The organism is Streptococcus sp. HMSC36C04 (assembly GCF_001839535.1).
GTDB lineage: Bacteria > Bacillota > Bacilli > Lactobacillales > Streptococcaceae > Streptococcus > Streptococcus hominis.
This window is the reverse complement of record NZ_KV841559.1, coordinates 22,916-39,188: the sequence shown is the minus strand read 5'-3', so window position 1 is coordinate 39,188 and position 16,273 is coordinate 22,916. Positions and strand designations below refer to the sequence as shown.

Genomic DNA, 16,273 nt, shown 5'->3' with positions numbered 1-16,273 from the left:
AAACACTGCTGAGTGGACTCTAATGCGTTGATAAATCAACTTTTACATCCCCACTCTCATTTTATACCCCTATTCAAAATCTGCCTTGCTCTTGACGTCTCCGTATTCTTCTGGGACTTCTTGAGCTAGAATGTCCTCGTAGTTGGCGAGGGGAATATCTTGACCATATTTATTCTTCAGAGCAGTTGTCACTAGGCGGTAAGCTAGATTGGCATTGCGGGATAGGATAGGACCGTGGAAGTAAGAGCCAAAGACATTCTTGTAGTGTACGCCTTCGCTTTGGTCTTCCTTGTTGTTTCCATTCCCATAAATAATTCTGCCAAGCGGTTTTTCGTCTTCAGATAGGAATGTCCGTCCTTGGTGATTTTCAAAACCGTAGTAAGTCTCGTCAAATTCATCGTTATGAATCTTGATGTCGCCGATGTAGCGGTTATTTTTTTGATTGAGAGTATAATGTCCCATAATTCCAAGTCCCTCAATCCGCCGACCAGAAGCCTCGATGTAGTATTGACCTAGAAGCTGAAAGCCACCACAGATAGCTAGTACCACGCCGTCATGATTGATAAATTCTTCCAAGCTATCTTTTTTTGCAGGCAGATCTCGTGCCACAATGGTCTGCTCGTAGTCTTGCCCTCCGCCGAAAAATACCAAATCATAGTAATCTTTATCAAACTCATCTTCAAGTGAGACAATATCAATTTGAACGCGAGCGCCTAGTTTTTCAGCTACATATTTGAGCATGAGAATATTGCCATTGTCGCCGTAAGTGTTCATGAGATTGCCATAGAGATGGGCAATCTTCAAATCATAAGTATAATCCCGATTTTCAGGAGAAGTTAGTGATGTATAAACCATTAGTTCATCTCCTTTCTGACGACTTGATGAGAAGCCAGCAAGTCGCGGAATTCTAGCATGGCTGTATAAGTAGCTAGGATATAGGCATGCTTGGTTTCTTGGTTTTTAATTTCTTCAAAGACTTGGCTTAAATCAGCTACTTCACTGATTTGTTCAGCGTCATAGCCAGTTACCCGCAAGCGTCGAGCAATCTCAGAATGACGAACCCCACCAGCAATCATATGCGGGATATCCATGTTTAAAACCTGCTCAAAATCCGCGTCCCAAATCCAGCTCGTGTCGATACCGTCCGCGTAGTTTGCGTTGAGCAGAACTGACAAGCTAAATGGATAAGGAGCTAGCTTAATCATTTCTAGAGCTTGCGTGGCTCCGACAGGGTTTTTAATGAGAACCAGCGTGCACTCTTTGTCTCCGATCTTGAAAGTTTCCTGACGTCCGAAAACGGCTCTGCTCTTGTCAAAACCGGTCTTGATAGTGGTTGGCTCAACTCCAAAGAATTGAGCAACGGAAACGGCAGCTAAAGCGTTGTAGATATTGTAGAGACCACCGATATTGATGTGATAGCTTTGACCGTCAATGACAAAATCCGAACTGTTGTGACGAAGACTGGTCAATTGGGTTAGTTTGTAGTCTAATTCAGGGCGCCTAAAGCCACAGTGCTCACAAATATAATCGCCTAGATTGGCATAAGTGTTGAGCTTGTATTTTAGAATGTGCTGACATTTAGGACAGAGAATACCCTCCGTATTGTAATGAGCTAGTTTTGGCTTTCCTTTTTCTGTATCAAAACCATAATATTGAACCGGATTTTTGAGAGTAACAGAGTTAAACAGCGGACTGTCTCCATTTAGCAAGACGGTTGCCGTAGGAACCTTTTGAGCAGCATCCAAAATCATTTGGTAGGTCGTGTAAATCTCCCCGTAACGATCCATTTGGTCGCGGAAAATATTAGTAAAGACGAAGAGGCTCGGTTTAATGTAGTCGCAAATGCGTGAGAGACTGGCTTCATCGATTTCTAGTACGGCGATATTCTTGCCGGATTTTCCTTTTTTAGCGGTCAGAAAAGTCGTCGCAATCCCGCTAATCATATTGGCTCCGCTGGGATTGGTCACAACTTCGCCAAAAGCCTCTTTGAGGATTCCAACTGTAAGAGCAGTAGTCAGAGTTTTACCGTTGGTTCCTGTGATTACCACCACTTCGTAGTCACGCGCTAGTGTGTTTAAAATGTTGTTGTCAAATTTCAGAGCAAGCTTTCCGGGCAAGGTCGATCCGCGTCCCAATTTGCTTAACACAAAATGGGAGGATTTTCCTACAAGTTTGCCAAATAATGTATTTATCTTCATAAGAAATATTTTATCATAAAAAAGTAAAGAAGGTTACAGAAAAATATTTTGAAAAGTGATATAATAGTCAAGAACGTTTTTAGGTTGAGAAAGAGAGGACACTGAAAATGAATTTTCAGCAATTGTCCAATCTCCAATATTGGTCTAGTTTATTTTCTAGCCCTTGGAGTATTGTTACCAATATTATAGATATTGCACTGGTTGCTTGGATTTTATTTTATTTTACAAAGGCAATCGCGGGCACTAAAATTATGATTCTTGTTCGAGGGGTTTTAATATTTGTGCTGGCTCAGATTCTTGCCAATGCAATTGGTTTAACAACGGTTTCCTGGTTGATTAACCAAGTTATCACCTATGGGGTCATTGCGGCGGTTGTGATTTTTACACCTGAGATTCGTACAGGTCTGGAGAGGCTGGGGCGTGCTACCGATTTGTTTTCGACAGCACCGATTAGCTCAGAAGAAAGAATGGTGCAGGCATTTGTCAAAGCAGTAGATTATATGAGTCCGCGGAAAATTGGAGCTCTCGTTGCTATCCAAGGTAGCAGAACCTTGCAAGAATACATTGCAACAGGGATTCCGTTGGACGCTGATGTATCTGGTGAGTTGTTAATCAATATCTTCATTCCCAATACACCGCTACATGACGGTGCTGTCATTGTAAGAGACAATAAAATAGCCGTTTCTTGCGCTTATCTTCCGCTCACAGAAAACACAGGGATTTCTAAGGAATTTGGGACACGTCACCGCGCGGCAATCGGTCTGTCAGAAGTATCCGATGCCCTTACTTTTGTAGTATCGGAGGAAACTGGAGGTATCTCTATCACACATAATGGAGTTTTCAAGCATAATTTGACATTAGAGGAATTTGAAGCAGAATTGCGGAAAGTGCTGATTTCAGATGAACAACCAAAATCACCCTTTAGAAATCGTGTGCTAGGAGGTCGGAAACATGAAAAATCGTAAACAGATTTGGTATATCGTTTCTTCCATCTTTTTTGCTGCTGTTTTATTTATTTACGCCACCACGACAAATTACCAAAATAATTCAAATGCTAGACAAACAACTTCTGAAACCTATACCAACACCTTGCCTAGTGTACCAATTGATATTAAATACAATAGTGAAAAGTATTTTATTAGTGGGTTTGCGTCCGAAGTATCAGTAGTGTTAACAGGCTCTAACCGTGTGACACTTGCTAGTGAAATGCAAGAAAGTACACGAAAATTCAAGGTTGTGGCAGATTTGACAAAAGCTACAGAAGGAACAAGAGAGGTACCTTTAGCTATTAAAAATTTACCAAGTGGGTTGACTGCGACTGTTACACCGGCTAAGATTACGGTGAAAGTTGGCAAGAAAGCAAGTAAGACAGTTGAAGTGAAAACAACTATCAGTTCAGCCCAGTTAGCAGATGGGTTGATGGTTGATCGCGTGACGGTTGGTGACAATAAGGTAACTGTTACAAGTGACGAAGATACGCTGGCTAAGGTAGATCATGTAGAAGCGGTAGTGCCAACTAGTGAAAAAATATCCGCTAACTATTCAGGAAATGCCCCACTACAGGCGGTTGATGCAAATGGTACAGTTTTGCCAAGTGTGATTACTCCTTATGAGACAACCATAAAAATTACTGTTAAATCATCAAGTTCGTCTTCAAGTTCGACGAGCTCATCTAAATAAAAGTATCGAAAGGATTTTATAAAAATGGGAAAATATTTCGGAACGGACGGAGTTCGTGGAGAAGCAAATGTGGAATTAACACCAGAGTTAGCGTTTAAATTAGGGCGATTTGGTGGCTATGTATTGAGCCAACATGAGAAAGATGTGCCGCGCGTCTTTGTAGGACGTGACACACGTATTTCAGGAGAAATGCTGGAAAGTGCATTAATAGCAGGACTTTTATCGGTTGGAATCCGTGTTTACAAGCTTGGGGTTATCGCCACACCAGGTGTGGCTTATCTGGTGAAATCTGAGAAAGCAAGTGCTGGTGTCATGATTTCAGCTAGCCACAATCCAGCGCTTGACAACGGTATTAAATTCTTTGGTGGCGATGGCTATAAATTGGACGATGAACGTGAATTAGAAATTGAAGCTCTACTTGATGCTAAAGAAGACGATTTACCGCGTCCAAGTGCGGAAGGGTTAGGAACTCTTATGGATTATCCAGAAGGATTGCGCAAATATCAACAATATCTCGTATCTACTGGTCTTGATTTAGACGGAATGAAAGTTGCTCTTGATACAGCAAATGGTGCTGCTTCAACCAGTGCTCGCCAAGTATTTGCAGATTTGGGAGCTAGATTAACAGTCATTGGGGAAAATCCAGATGGGTTAAATATCAACTTGAATGTTGGCTCTACACATCCTGAAAAATTGCAAGAAACAGTCCGTGAATCAGGATCAGCACTTGGTCTGGCATTTGACGGAGATAGCGATCGCTTGATTGCAGTTGATGAGAATGGTGAGATTGTCGATGGTGATAAAGTTATGTATATCATCGGGAAATACCTCTCTGAAAAAGGTTTGCTTGCTCAAAATACAATTGTAACAACTGTTATGTCAAATCTTGGTTTCCATAAAGCTTTGGATCGTGAAGGCATTAACAAGGTGATTACAGCTGTTGGTGACCGCTATGTTGTAGAAGAAATGCGCAAATCTGGTTACAATTTGGGCGGTGAGCAATCTGGTCACGTAATCATCATGGATTATAATACGACGGGTGACGGTCAGCTAACAGCCGTTCAATTGACAAAAGTGATGAAAGAAACAGGTAAACCTTTGTCTGAATTAGCGTCAGAAGTAACGATTTATCCACAAAAATTGGTCAATATCCGTGTTGAAAACAGCATGAAGCACAAGGCTATGGAAGTACCTGCTATTAAAGCGGTGATTGAAAAAATGGAAGCGGAAATGGCTGGCAATGGTCGTATTCTTGTTCGTCCAAGCGGAACAGAACCACTTTTACGAGTCATGGCAGAAGCACCAAGCCACGAAGAAGTAGACTATTACGTTGATACAATTGCAGATATTGTACGTACTGAAATTGGTATTGAATAAAGTAAAGAAGCTCTTGTTTGTACAGCAAACGAGGCTTTTTTCTTTCTATTGCAACTTGTTTTGTTAATCAATTTTTTATATAATACAAGCAATATATGGGGTGATGATGTGAAAACAAGAGGGCTATTGGTACTGGATGTTGACAGTACCTTGATTAGAGAAGAAGGAATTGATTTGCTAGGTGCTGCAGCAGGAGTTGGTGAGCAAGTCGCAGCCATTACAGAACGGGCTATGCAAGGGGAATATGATTTTGAGACAGCTCTGATAGAACGCGTGGCCTTGCTCAAAGGACTTCCTGAAACAATTTTTAAACGAGTTTCTAAGCAAATTCATTTTACAAAAGGAGCTCAACAGTTGATAGAAGACATGCATCAGCGTGGATACAAGGTTGGCGTTGTATCAGGTGGCTTTCATGAGATGGTAGACGAATTAGCCGCGAAATTGAATGTAGATTACGTAAAAGCTAATCGTTTAGAAGTGAAAGACGGTAAGCTAACCGGCAGAGTTTTAGGAACAATTGTCACAAAAGAAGTCAAAAAAGCAATGCTAAAGCAATGGGCAGAGGAAAACAACTTGACTCTTGCTCAAACCATTGCTGTAGGAGATGGTGCTAATGACCTTCCAATGATATTAACAGCAGGAATTGGGATTGCTTTTAATGCCAAGCCTATTGTGAGAGAGCAAGCACCTTATCAAATCGATCAAGCTGACTTATATCAAGTTGTAAGCCTTTTAGAAAAGATAGAAAGTGAGGACTAGGTCATGCATATTTTAATTGCACCGGACTCTTTTAAAGAAAGTTTATCAGCTCAAAGCGTTGCAGAGGCTATAAAAGCAGGTTTTTCCAAGGCGCTCCCGGAAGCAACATTTGACTTGCTACCCATTGGAGATGGTGGTGAAGGAACAGTTGCTGCTTTAGCCGCCTCAATGAAATTATCCGAATATGAAAGGACAGTAACCGGACCATTCGGCGAGCCGGTTACGATGAAATATGCTCAAAAAGGCGATATAGCTCTCTTTGAAATGGCTGATTTGGTTGGGTTGGCGAATATCCCGTCAGAAAAAAGAAACCCTTTGACTCTTGATACCAGAGGATTAGGAGAGTTAATTTTGTATCTCGCCAAAGAAGGTGTGAGGCAAATTTATATTGGCGTAGGTGGTTCGGCTACCAATGATGGTGGAATTGGAATGGCAGCTGGATTGGGCTATAAATTTTTTGATAAGGATAATCACTTGCTCCAAGCAAAGGGTTCGTCTTTAGACCGTGTGGCTCGCATTTCAGCGGATAAAGTTCCTGAAATTTTAGGAAATTTGGATATTCAGATTCTGACAGATGTTATGAATCCTCTCTGTGGTGAAAACGGAGCTACATACGTTTTTGGAGGTCAAAAAGGCTTATCCGCTCTGCTATTTTCTCAAGTGGATCAGGCAATGGCAACATTTTATAAACAGGCTAATCCAGCAATTTTTTCACTGACTGGTGCAGGTGCTGGAGGAGGTATGGCAGCTGGTCTGGTAACATTTGCACATGGAAAAATTGTTTCAGGAATTGATACTTGTCTTGATTTGCTTGATTTTGATAATCATGTCAAAAAAGCTGATTTAGTCATCGTGGGTGAAGGACGAATGGATCAACAAAGTCTGGCAGGCAAAGCTCCGATTGGAGTAGCCAAAAGAACGCCTAGTAATATTCCTGTGATTGCTATTTGTGGTAGTTTAAGTGATAACTTACCTGATTTTCCAGTAGAAAATATTCAAGCTGCTTTTCCGATCATTTCTCAAGTTGAACCTCTAGCTATTACTCTAGCCAAGGCAGAAGAAAGTCTCATCCGAACAGCCCAAAATATTGGAAATTTGTTGAAGATGAAAATGTAATATTTCACTCTATCGGCTGAATCTTGAGAAAGTGGAATTTGAGCTATTTGCATTTTCGTTGAGGCGATTATCTCTATCACATCTGCCATTTTCGACTAATTTAATAAGGGATTAGAGCTAGTATTCTTTCACTTCCTTAATTTTTTCTTTTGTTGTCTAATCTCACTCCCATTTTTCTTTTTTTTATGATAAACTATATAAGAGGAGGTGTAGATATGATAAAGATTTTTGGTCAATTGCGTTATCATTGGCAGCCAGATCTTTCTCTTCTAATCATTTATTGGTCTTTATCGGTCATTCCGATTTTTATAGGTTTTGCATTTTTATTTGAGAGTTCAGAAGTTCCGTTTTTAGTTCTTTTCTCTTTCTTTCTCTTTATGGTTTTGTTAGGGATTGGCGTACATAGATATTTCACTATATACGATGACGGGATTTTGAGAATTACTACGGCAAATCCATTCACACCTTCAAAGATTGAAATTTCAACAATTCGTAAAGTGGAAGTGACAAAAACTTCTATTACTCTTTTATTTGATGGCAAAGAAAAAGGCCGTACGTTTTGTATGCGTAAGTGGCCTAAGAAGTATTTTGTAAATGCTTTGGCTTTGAATGACCATTTTAAAGGGGAAGTTGAACTAATGGACAACTTAACCCACGTAGACTATTTTGAAACCTATTATGCTCATCCTAAAAAAACTACTCTTTCTTAAGAGCTTTTGTAGGACAGTTTTTGATGGCTTCGATAACATCAGCTGTTTCAGGAACTTCCTTTTCTAGCAATTCATCATCTTGATAAAATTTGACAATGCCATTGTCGTGGTAATCAAATAAGTTAGAATAAGTTTGGCAAAGCCCGCAAGCAATGCACCGTTCAGGAATGAGTGTAACTTTCATATTCATATTGTAATCGGAATTTGGAAAAAATACAAGGAGGAAGTCATGGCAAAGGAACCATGGGAAGAAGATATTTACGACGAGGGAGAAAAAGAATTGACGAGAAGTAAAAAAACGAGCGATGTAGTGGCCAATCGTGTGTTGACAATTTTAGCGGTTATTTTTTTCATCATGGTGATTACAATTGTAGGTATGATGATTTATTTATCAACTGGCGGAAGCAGCAAAAAAGCAGCAACAGAGGGCTTTTATAATACTAAGGCTACCAGCAAACCAAGTGAAAGTTCTAGCGTTCCAGAGTCTTCTAAGGCAACAAGTGATAGCAGTCAACCCCAATCATCTGAAGGAACGCTTACTGTTCAAGCTGGAGAAGGTGAGGCGGCTATTGCTGCGCGTGCAGGGATTTCGATTGCTGAATTGGAGCGTTTAAATCCTTCTCACATGACGACAGGTGCTTGGTATGCCAATCCGGGTGATGTGGTGAAAATTCGATAGGAGTATAGAATGAAACAAATTCAAATCGCCATTGATGGTCCAGCTTCAAGCGGAAAGTCAACAGTTGCCAAGATTATTGCGAAAGATTTCGACTACACTTACTTGGATACAGGCGCTATGTATCGTGCGGCGACTTACTTAGCTTTAAAGAATGATTTATCGGCAGAAAAGTGGTCTGAAATTGTCGCATTATTAGACACTTATCCAGTTAGTTTTGGGCGTGATAAAAATGGGGAGCAGCTTGTTTTTGTCGGAGATGTAGATGTGACGCATCCGATTCGTGAAAACGAAGTGACCAACAATGTCTCTTGGGTGTCTGCAATTCCAGAAGTACGAGAAAAGTTGGTTGATTTACAGCGAGAAATTGCTGCTCAAGGCGGTATCGTTATGGACGGCCGTGATATTGGAACGGTTGTATTGCCTCATGCAGAATTAAAAATTTTCCTCGTAGCCTCAGTTGAGGAAAGAGCTGAGCGCCGTTATAAAGAAAATCGTGAAAAAGGCATTCCGACGAACTTAGAAACTCTGAAAAAAGAAATTGCAGAGCGGGACTATAAAGACAGTCACCGAGCGGTTTCTCCTTTAAAACCAGCAGCCGACGCCATTCATTTTGATACAACGGGTGTTGGAATTGATGAAGTTGTGGCTTTTATCGAAGAAAAAGCTAAAAAAATCCTTGACAAATAATCCAAAACTTGGTATTATATAAAAGTTGAGAAAAGCAGAAGTGAGAACTTCTCGCCTTGCGACTAACGTTGTCTGGCTCTACGGATTAAGTTTCAGAAATGAAATACTATCATGTAGTGCGGGCTTGCGTTAGCAAGTCTGCTCTTGTTTTTCTCTAAAAATAAAAAAGAGGTGAAAACCATAGCAAAACAAGACTTATTCATCAATGATGAAATTCGTGTGCGTGAAGTTCGTTTGATCGGTCTTGATGGTGAACAATTAGGCATTAAACCACTTAGCGAAGCGCAAGCAATTGCCGACGATGCAAATGTAGACCTTGTTCTAATTCAACCACAAGCTAAACCACCTGTTGCGAAAATTATGGACTACGGAAAGTTCAAATTTGAGTATCAGAAAAAACAAAAAGAACAGCGCAAAAAACAAAGTGTTGTTACTGTGAAAGAAGTTCGTCTCAGTCCAACGATTGATAAAGGTGACTTTGATACAAAACTTCGCAACGCACGCAAGTTCCTTGAAAAAGGAAATAAAGTGAAGGTTTCTATTCGCTTTAAAGGGCGGATGATTACTCACAAAGAAATCGGAGCTAAAGTATTAGCCGACTTTGCTCAAGCAACGCAAGACATTGCGATTATTGAGCAGAGAGCTAAAATGGATGGACGTCAAATGTTCATGCAATTAGCACCAATCCCTGACAAAAAGTAATCTGTCAGAAGTTAGAAAAAGGAGAAAAATATCATGCCAAAACAAAAAACACACCGCGCATCAGCTAAACGTTTCAAACGTACAGGTTCTGGTGGCTTGAAACGTTTCCGTGCTTACACTTCTCACCGTTTCCACGGAAAAACAAAAAAACAACGTCGTCATCTTCGTAAAGCAGCAATGGTGCATTCAGGAGATTTCAAACGTATCAAAGCAATGCTGACAGGTCTTAAATAAGAGATTTTGTAGCAGATTATTCTAGGAAATATTGGAGGAAATATAAATGGCACGTGTTAAAGGTGGCGTTGTATCACGCAAACGTCGTAAACGTATTTTAAAATTAGCTAAAGGTTACTATGGTGCAAAACATATCTTGTTCCGTACAGCAAAAGAACAAGTAATGAATTCTTACTACTATGCATACCGTGACCGTCGTCAAAAGAAACGTGATTTCCGCAAATTGTGGATTACACGTATCAATGCGGCAGCTCGTATGAATGGTTTGTCATATTCACAATTGATGCATGGTTTGAAATTGGCTGAAATTGAAGTCAATCGTAAAATGCTTGCGGACCTAGCTGTCAACGATGTAGCAGCTTTCACAGCTCTTGCAGATGCAGCTAAAGCAAAATTAGGTAAATAATGAAAAATAGGCTGGGAGAATGTTTCCAGCCTTAAATTATACTGTGTCATAGATCAACGACGCAATGATTGATTGTTCAAAGGAGAGCCTTGAGATTGCAAGATAGAATGTGCGAAACAAATCTCAGGGCTATTTGTTTTTTAACTCAGCAACTTTATAGGAGCGGGATGGGACTAAATTTTTGTTTAGTTCGATCCCACTCCTTATTTTTTCTTCATAGCTGAAGCTGGAGAAAATTCGTGATTTAGGATATAATGGAAAAAAGCAAAGGAGGATGTTATGGTTTCGAAAATGTTGCATACGTGCTTGCGAGTGGAAAATCTAGAAAAATCTATTGCATTTTATGCAGATGCATTTGGATTTAAAGAATTACGGCGCAAGGACTTCCCAGAACATCAATTTACAATTGTTTATTTGGGGCTTGAAGGTGATGAGTATGAGTTAGAATTGACTTATAATTATGGACACGGACCTTATGTGATTGGCGATGGATTTTCTCATGTAGCTTTGAGTACGGCTGATTTGCTACAGCTTCACGCTGAACACACTGCTAAAGGATATGAGGTTACACAGCCAAATGGACTTCCTGGAACAAAGCCGAATTATTACTTTATTAAGGATCCGGATGGTTATAAAGTTGAAGTGATTCAAGAAAAAACTTTATAAGTTTGTAAATAATTGAAAATGAAAGGCTTGAAACTATTTTAGCCTTTTTTAGTAGGTAAAGTCTTTTTTAAACGAAAGAGACGAGGTAGAAAGGTAGTGTAGTGAAAAAAATACTTCTCATTGTCCTAAATGTCGCTTTTTTAATGATTATTATTTTTGGGAGTTTTCGGATTAGAAAATTACTGCAAGAAAGAAAATTAAATCAACAAATTTCACAAGTTCTGAAAAGGGCAGATACAAAATATCATCAGGGTTCAGTACGAAAGCAAACAGGACGTGTAGGAAGTCGGCTCATTACGTCTTACTATCCATTAACAGAGAGTAAGCAAGATATTGGTGTTATTAAAGAGAAAATCGATGCCGATATTCAGAAATTTTCAGATAAACAAAGTCAAGTATCGCAATACGATAAACTTATTTTTTATGTGAGTCATTTTACAGAGACAAATTTTTCTGGAGTAAAGCAAGTTGAAATCAAGCGAATCTCTTATCCAGTGTTGACTACGAAAGTTGGAAAGGCTAGAGAAGAGGTTTTGGACTCGCTTTACATGTCGTCTGACAATAAATTGTTTAGCTTAAATCGACTTTTTAAAAATACTGAGCAAGCCAAAAAGTTATTGCTAGAAGAAATTCAGCAGCAAATCACTACTCTCCATAAAACAGAAGGACAGAAGACTCTACAAGAATTTCAAACAAGAGATGTCTCCCAATGGACATTCAGTTATGAAAAAGGAAAACTCAAACTATTTTATAAAAACAATGAACGAGCTTCAAAGGTAGAAATCGCCTTACCAGCCTTATATGAGGTAATTGATGAGCATTATTTAAAGGGAGAGGATTTGGCAGCTTATCAGTCCTATCAAGCTAAAAAACAGCAAAAATTAGTAGCTTTGACGTTTGACGATGGTCCCAATGCAGCAACGACATCGCAGGCTTTGGATATTTTAGCCAAATACCATGTCAAAGGAACTTTTTTCATGTTGGGGAAAAATGTAGCTGAAAATGAGCAACTTGTCAAACGTGTTCATGATGAGGGGCATGAAATTGGCAATCATAGTTGGAGTCATCCGCAGTTACCAACTCTTTCTCTTGAACAAGCTAAAAAACAGATTGAGGATACACAAGCAGCACTGCGGGCTGTTATCGGAGAGAGTCCAAAAATGATGCGTCCGCCCTATGGAGCTATCAACGATACAATTCGAAATGCTGTTGATATGTCTTTCATCATGTGGAATGTGGATAGCTTGGATTGGAAAAATCGCAATACTGGGTCTATCATGGAGCAAGTGAAAAAGCAGACTTGTCCAGGATCAATCATTTTAATGCATGACATTCATCAAACAACCATTAATGCCTTGCCGAGTGTGATTGAATATTTGCAAAAGAATGGGTACACTTTGGTTACAGTTAGTGAACTTCTGAATCATCGATTAGAAGGACATCAGCTGTATTACGGTGCAAATTAGATAGAAAAAAAGGATAGAAATGGTTATTTCCTATCCTTTTTCTATACTCTTTTTATTTCACATAGAGTTCACGATCTTTTAAGATAATTTCTTGAACGTGAGCATATTTTTTAAGCGTTTTTAATTCTTCTGGGTGGCTGACGAATGTAATGACATAGCCTTCTTTGCCCATACGGCCGGTTCGTCCAGCGCGGTGAGTATAGGTTTCAAGATCGCGAGGCAGGTCATAGTTGATGACGCATTCGAGAGAATCAATGTCAATTCCTCTAGCTACCAAGTCGGTAGCAAGTAAGAGTGTGAGTTCATCGTTTTTAAATTGCTCCAAGATAATCTTACGGAATTTAATGTTGACATCACTAGCTAAGGACACAGCTTGAATATGACGATATTGCAACTTTTCTTCAGCACTTCCTAAGTCTGAGAGGGCATTGAAAAATACAAGGGCGCGAAATTCTGAGACTTGAGCCAGCTTTCGCAAGTATTCAACTTTGTCGCGCTGTTTGACCTGCATATAAAAATGTTGAATATTGTCAAGCTGTTGCTCTTCTAGTTTGATGAGCAGAGTATTTTCAGCAAGCTTGTCTTGGTCAAACTTAGCAGTCGCACTCATGTAAATCAATTGATGTTCACGTGGTACATAGTGCAGGATCTGCTGAACGAAATGATATTGCGAATCGCTAAGCAGTTGATCAAATTCATCCAGAATGATTGTATCAACATTCATCATTTTGATTTTTCTTAGTTTGATGAGTTCAAAAATGCGTCCTGGCGTACCAATGAGAATTTCAGGACCTTTTTTTAATCGTTCAATTTGTCGTTTTTGACTGGAACCAGATAGAAAGAGTTGAGCTGTTAAGTCAAGTAGTTCAGCCCACGTTTTAGTAACGTCAAAAATCTGTCCAGCTAACTCAGTGTTGGGAGCTAAGATAAGTAATTGCTGGGATTTCTTAGGTTTTAGTTTTAGAAGAGTTGGGAAAAGGTAGGCAAGTGTTTTTCCAGTTCCGGTAGGGCTTATCCCAAGGAGATTCTCTCCTTCCGTAATGGGAGAAAAGAGTTGGTCTTGAATGGGAGTTAAATGCTCGAAGCCAAGTTTGGTGAGTTGGTCTTGCCAACTTTGGGGAAATTTAGTTGTTATCATCATCAGCCTCAAATCTAATACCAGCATCTTGTCGCATACTAAACAGAGCTTTATGCACGGCGGCAGCAGCGTCTAGCCAGTTTTGGTAAATTTCTTGTTTTATCTCACCGCTCAATACTTTAGCGAATTGTTTGGCTTCTTCAGCCATGGTGTGAGAAGAGCGTGTGATTTCAAGAGTTGTTTTCTCCTTGTTTAGATTTTGGAAAACAGCAGAAGTGATGAATTCGATTGAATTTAAGGTTAGCGTACCGTCTGTTGTGTAAATTTCAGCAGGGAAAAAGCTATTGATATTTTTTCCGGTTTGGATAGTCACTTGAAATTCTGGATAGATTAAACTTCCTATTCCATTTAGATCAACGGTATTTGGTAACTGCTGAGCGGTGTAATAAGCATTTTCTGGTGATCCAAAAAGTCGTATGGCTGCATAGACAGGATAAATGCCTAAGTCCATTAGAGCACCGCCTGAAAACTTAGCAGAAAAGACGTTTGGCTCTTGTCCAGCTAACAGAGCTGGCATTTTGGAAGAATACTTCGCATAGGTGAAATGTGCCCCAAGAATCGTTTTGTTTTTGAGAAAATCTGAAATGACATCAAATGATTGCTCATGATAGTTACGAGCTGCTTCAAAAATGTATACATGCTGTTCTTGAGCTAATGTTACCAATTCAGCCCATTCTTCTGGGCGTGAGACAGCAGGTTTTTCTACAATTACATGTTTGCTTGCTAAAATAGCAGCTTTTGCTTGTAGAAAATGCAGAGAATTGGGGCTTGCAATATAAATAATGTCTATATCACTAGTTAAAAAATCAGCCATATCTGTGTAGCAATCTACATTTTCATAATGACTGGCAAATGCTTGAGCAGCTTGTATCGTCCGTGAATACACCGTAGTCAATTGGTACTCTTTTGTAGCATGAGCAGCCTTGACAAATTGGTGAACAATGTCTCCTGTTCCAATCGTTCCAAGTTTTAACATCGTTTTCTCCTTATTTTTTGTCTTGTCATTTATTTTGATTTACCTCTTTCATTATATCATGATTTGGTGTAAAATAGATAAGATGATAAAAAATGGAGTGAATAATGCAAAATAGACCGATTATTATTGGCGTTACTGGTGGTTCTGGCGGCGGTAAGACGAGTGTTTCAAGAGCCATTCTGTCAAATTTTCCAAATGAAAAGATTTCTATGATTGAGCATGATTCTTATTATAAGGATCAGTCACATTTGACGTTTGAAGAGCGGATTAAGACCAATTATGACCATCCTTTTGCTTTTGATACAGATTTGATGATTGCGCAAATCAAGGAATTATTGGCAGGACGTCCGGTAGATATTCCGACGTATGACTATACAGCTCATACACGCAGTGATAAAACCTATCGTCAAGACCCACAGGATGTCTTTATTGTAGAAGGAATTCTGGTTTTAGAGGACAAACGCTTACGTGATTTAATGGACATTAAGATTTTTGTTGATACGGATGATGATGTTCGAATCATTCGTCGGATTAAGCGTGATATGGATGAGCGTGGACGTAGTTTAGACAGTGTCATTGAGCAATATTTAGGTGTGGTAAAACCCATGTATCATCAATTTATTGAGCCTACGAAGCGCTATGCGGATGTGATTATTCCAGAAGGAGCTTCTAATACAGTGGCGATTGATTTGATTACAACGAAAATTGAAAAAATCTTGCAGGAAGCAAGAGAGTAATAGAAAGGAAGTCTAGTGAGGGAGTGCTAGACTTTTTAGGTGATGATGATAAATAGTGTAAAAAGAAAAAGAGAGTTTCATTCGCGATCGAAATTTTTTGCCTGTCTGCTGACTTTTTGTGCGGGATTTATTGATGCTTATACATTTATTGAAAGAGGCGGGACATTGGTTGCGGGCCAAACAGGAAACGTTGTTTTCTTGTCAGTTGAATTGATTCATCATGAGACAGGAGAAATAGAAGTGAAGTTAGCAACGATGCTGGCTTTTATGCTAGGCATTTTTGTGCTAACTATTTTCAAAAATAACTTTGAAAATTCTTTATGGCGCTTATCCAGCATTCTTCCACTGATTTTGGTTTGTGGGCTTACAGGATTTCTACCAGTAACCGTGTCCAACCTTTTCATTGTTCCACCGATTGGTTTTTGTATGGGGATGGTGGCAACAGCTTTTGGTGAAGTGGACGGTATTGTCTACAATAATTCCTTTATGACGGGCAATATCAAAAAAACAATGGTTGCTTTTGGTACTTATGTGCGGACAAAAGAAAAAACTTGCTTAGCGGAAGGTATTTTCTTCGTTGCTTTATTAGGAAGTTTTGTGACAGGAGCGATTGTTTCCACTTATTTGATACAATTTTATTTGTTGAAAACAATTTGGCTCGTAGCTATTATTTTACTAGCATTTTTAACTTTTAGAATGGTGCAATACATTCGCAGAAGATAAATTAAAACTGCAACTCAGC

General features: G+C 39.4%; 20 protein-coding genes and 1 other annotated feature. Of the genes, 15 read left to right on the top strand and 5 right to left on the bottom strand.

Annotated features, from left to right (window positions below):
- Positions 1–69: 69 nt before the first annotated feature.
- Positions 70–855, bottom strand: a complete 786-nt coding sequence (gene gatD / locus HMPREF3249_RS00200) for a lipid II isoglutaminyl synthase subunit GatD (RefSeq protein WP_049534212.1) — start codon at positions 853–855, stop codon at positions 70–72.
- Positions 855–2,198: a lipid II isoglutaminyl synthase subunit MurT gene (murT, locus tag HMPREF3249_RS00195; RefSeq protein ID WP_059220620.1), complete on the bottom strand. Its 1,344-nt coding sequence runs from the start codon at positions 2,196–2,198 to the stop codon at positions 855–857. The genes gatD and murT overlap by 1 nt, the downstream gene beginning before the upstream one ends.
- A 107-nt stretch (positions 2,199–2,305) precedes the next feature.
- Between murT and cdaA the strand changes: the two genes are divergently transcribed.
- From cdaA to HMPREF3249_RS00165, 6 genes are all read left to right on the top strand, one after another.
- Complete coding sequence (gene cdaA / locus HMPREF3249_RS00190) at positions 2,306–3,163, top strand: diadenylate cyclase CdaA (protein WP_003040173.1); 858 nt, start codon at positions 2,306–2,308, stop codon at positions 3,161–3,163.
- The gene (locus tag HMPREF3249_RS00185; RefSeq protein ID WP_037612632.1) at positions 3,150–3,878 is read left to right on the top strand and encodes a CdaR family protein; all 729 of its coding nucleotides are present in this window, start codon (positions 3,150–3,152) and stop codon (positions 3,876–3,878) included. The genes cdaA and HMPREF3249_RS00185 overlap by 14 nt, the downstream gene beginning before the upstream one ends.
- A 24-nt stretch (positions 3,879–3,902) precedes the next feature.
- Positions 3,903–5,255, top strand: a complete 1,353-nt coding sequence (glmM, locus tag HMPREF3249_RS00180) for a phosphoglucosamine mutase (protein WP_049534219.1) — start codon at positions 3,903–3,905, stop codon at positions 5,253–5,255.
- A gap of 108 nt (positions 5,256–5,363) precedes the next feature.
- Positions 5,364–6,014, top strand: coding sequence for a phosphoserine phosphatase SerB (gene serB, locus HMPREF3249_RS00175; RefSeq protein WP_059221315.1), 651 nt, complete (start codon positions 5,364–5,366; stop codon positions 6,012–6,014).
- A 3-nt stretch (positions 6,015–6,017) separates the two neighbouring features.
- Positions 6,018–7,130, top strand: coding sequence for a glycerate kinase (locus HMPREF3249_RS00170; protein ID WP_059220622.1), 1,113 nt, complete (start codon positions 6,018–6,020; stop codon positions 7,128–7,130).
- Between the two features lie 215 nt (positions 7,131–7,345).
- Positions 7,346–7,840, top strand: a complete 495-nt coding sequence (locus tag HMPREF3249_RS00165; protein WP_022525091.1) for an EbsA family protein — start codon at positions 7,346–7,348, stop codon at positions 7,838–7,840.
- On the opposite strand, the gene HMPREF3249_RS00160 is transcribed toward HMPREF3249_RS00165, so the two are convergent.
- Entirely contained in the window at positions 7,827–8,024 is a 198-nt protein-coding gene (locus HMPREF3249_RS00160; protein ID WP_003040052.1) for a ferredoxin, read from the bottom strand. The two genes, HMPREF3249_RS00165 and HMPREF3249_RS00160, sit on opposite strands and share 14 nt — an antisense overlap.
- A gap of 45 nt (positions 8,025–8,069) precedes the next feature.
- Between HMPREF3249_RS00160 and HMPREF3249_RS00155 the strand changes: the two genes are divergently transcribed.
- From HMPREF3249_RS00155 to HMPREF3249_RS00125, 7 genes are all read left to right on the top strand, one after another.
- On the top strand, positions 8,070–8,519 hold the full coding sequence (locus HMPREF3249_RS00155; RefSeq protein WP_049534225.1) for an SAG1386/EF1546 family surface-associated protein: 450 nt from the start codon (positions 8,070–8,072) through the stop codon (positions 8,517–8,519).
- A gap of 9 nt (positions 8,520–8,528) precedes the next feature.
- On the top strand, positions 8,529–9,206 hold the full coding sequence (gene cmk, locus HMPREF3249_RS00150) for a (d)CMP kinase (RefSeq protein ID WP_059220624.1): 678 nt from the start codon (positions 8,529–8,531) through the stop codon (positions 9,204–9,206).
- A gap of 26 nt (positions 9,207–9,232) precedes the next feature.
- Positions 9,233–9,362: a sequence feature (ribosomal protein L20 leader region), on the top strand.
- A 15-nt stretch (positions 9,363–9,377) separates the two neighbouring features.
- The gene (gene infC, locus HMPREF3249_RS00145) at positions 9,378–9,908 is read left to right on the top strand and encodes a translation initiation factor IF-3 (protein WP_003025051.1); all 531 of its coding nucleotides are present in this window, start codon (positions 9,378–9,380) and stop codon (positions 9,906–9,908) included.
- Positions 9,909–9,941: 33 nt separating this feature from the next.
- A complete protein-coding gene (rpmI, locus tag HMPREF3249_RS00140) occupies positions 9,942–10,142 on the top strand; it encodes a 50S ribosomal protein L35 (RefSeq protein ID WP_003025048.1) in 201 nt (66 codons plus the stop codon).
- Positions 10,143–10,188: 46 nt separating this feature from the next.
- Entirely contained in the window at positions 10,189–10,548 is a 360-nt protein-coding gene (gene rplT, locus HMPREF3249_RS00135) for a 50S ribosomal protein L20 (protein WP_003027551.1), read from the top strand.
- A gap of 279 nt (positions 10,549–10,827) precedes the next feature.
- Complete coding sequence (locus HMPREF3249_RS00130) at positions 10,828–11,214, top strand: lactoylglutathione lyase (RefSeq protein WP_049534279.1); 387 nt, start codon at positions 10,828–10,830, stop codon at positions 11,212–11,214.
- Between the two features lie 101 nt (positions 11,215–11,315).
- Complete coding sequence (locus HMPREF3249_RS00125; RefSeq protein ID WP_049534283.1) at positions 11,316–12,680, top strand: polysaccharide deacetylase family protein; 1,365 nt, start codon at positions 11,316–11,318, stop codon at positions 12,678–12,680.
- A 52-nt stretch (positions 12,681–12,732) separates the two neighbouring features.
- On the opposite strand, the gene HMPREF3249_RS00120 is transcribed toward HMPREF3249_RS00125, so the two are convergent.
- Both HMPREF3249_RS00120 and HMPREF3249_RS00115 read right to left on the bottom strand, forming a co-directional pair.
- Positions 12,733–13,821 carry a DEAD/DEAH box helicase gene (locus HMPREF3249_RS00120; protein WP_053090519.1) on the bottom strand — a complete coding sequence of 363 codons (1,089 nt, stop codon included), beginning with the start codon at positions 13,819–13,821 and terminating at the stop codon, positions 12,733–12,735.
- On the bottom strand, positions 13,805–14,794 hold the full coding sequence (locus tag HMPREF3249_RS00115) for a Gfo/Idh/MocA family protein (RefSeq protein WP_070867436.1): 990 nt from the start codon (positions 14,792–14,794) through the stop codon (positions 13,805–13,807). The genes HMPREF3249_RS00120 and HMPREF3249_RS00115 overlap by 17 nt, the downstream gene beginning before the upstream one ends.
- A gap of 104 nt (positions 14,795–14,898) precedes the next feature.
- On the opposite strand from HMPREF3249_RS00115, the gene udk reads away from it, so the two are divergent.
- Both udk and HMPREF3249_RS00105 read left to right on the top strand, forming a co-directional pair.
- Entirely contained in the window at positions 14,899–15,531 is a 633-nt protein-coding gene (gene udk, locus HMPREF3249_RS00110) for a uridine kinase (protein ID WP_003039926.1), read from the top strand.
- A gap of 42 nt (positions 15,532–15,573) precedes the next feature.
- Entirely contained in the window at positions 15,574–16,254 is a 681-nt protein-coding gene (locus HMPREF3249_RS00105) for a YoaK family protein (protein ID WP_003027537.1), read from the top strand.
- Positions 16,255–16,273: the final 19 nt, after the last annotated feature.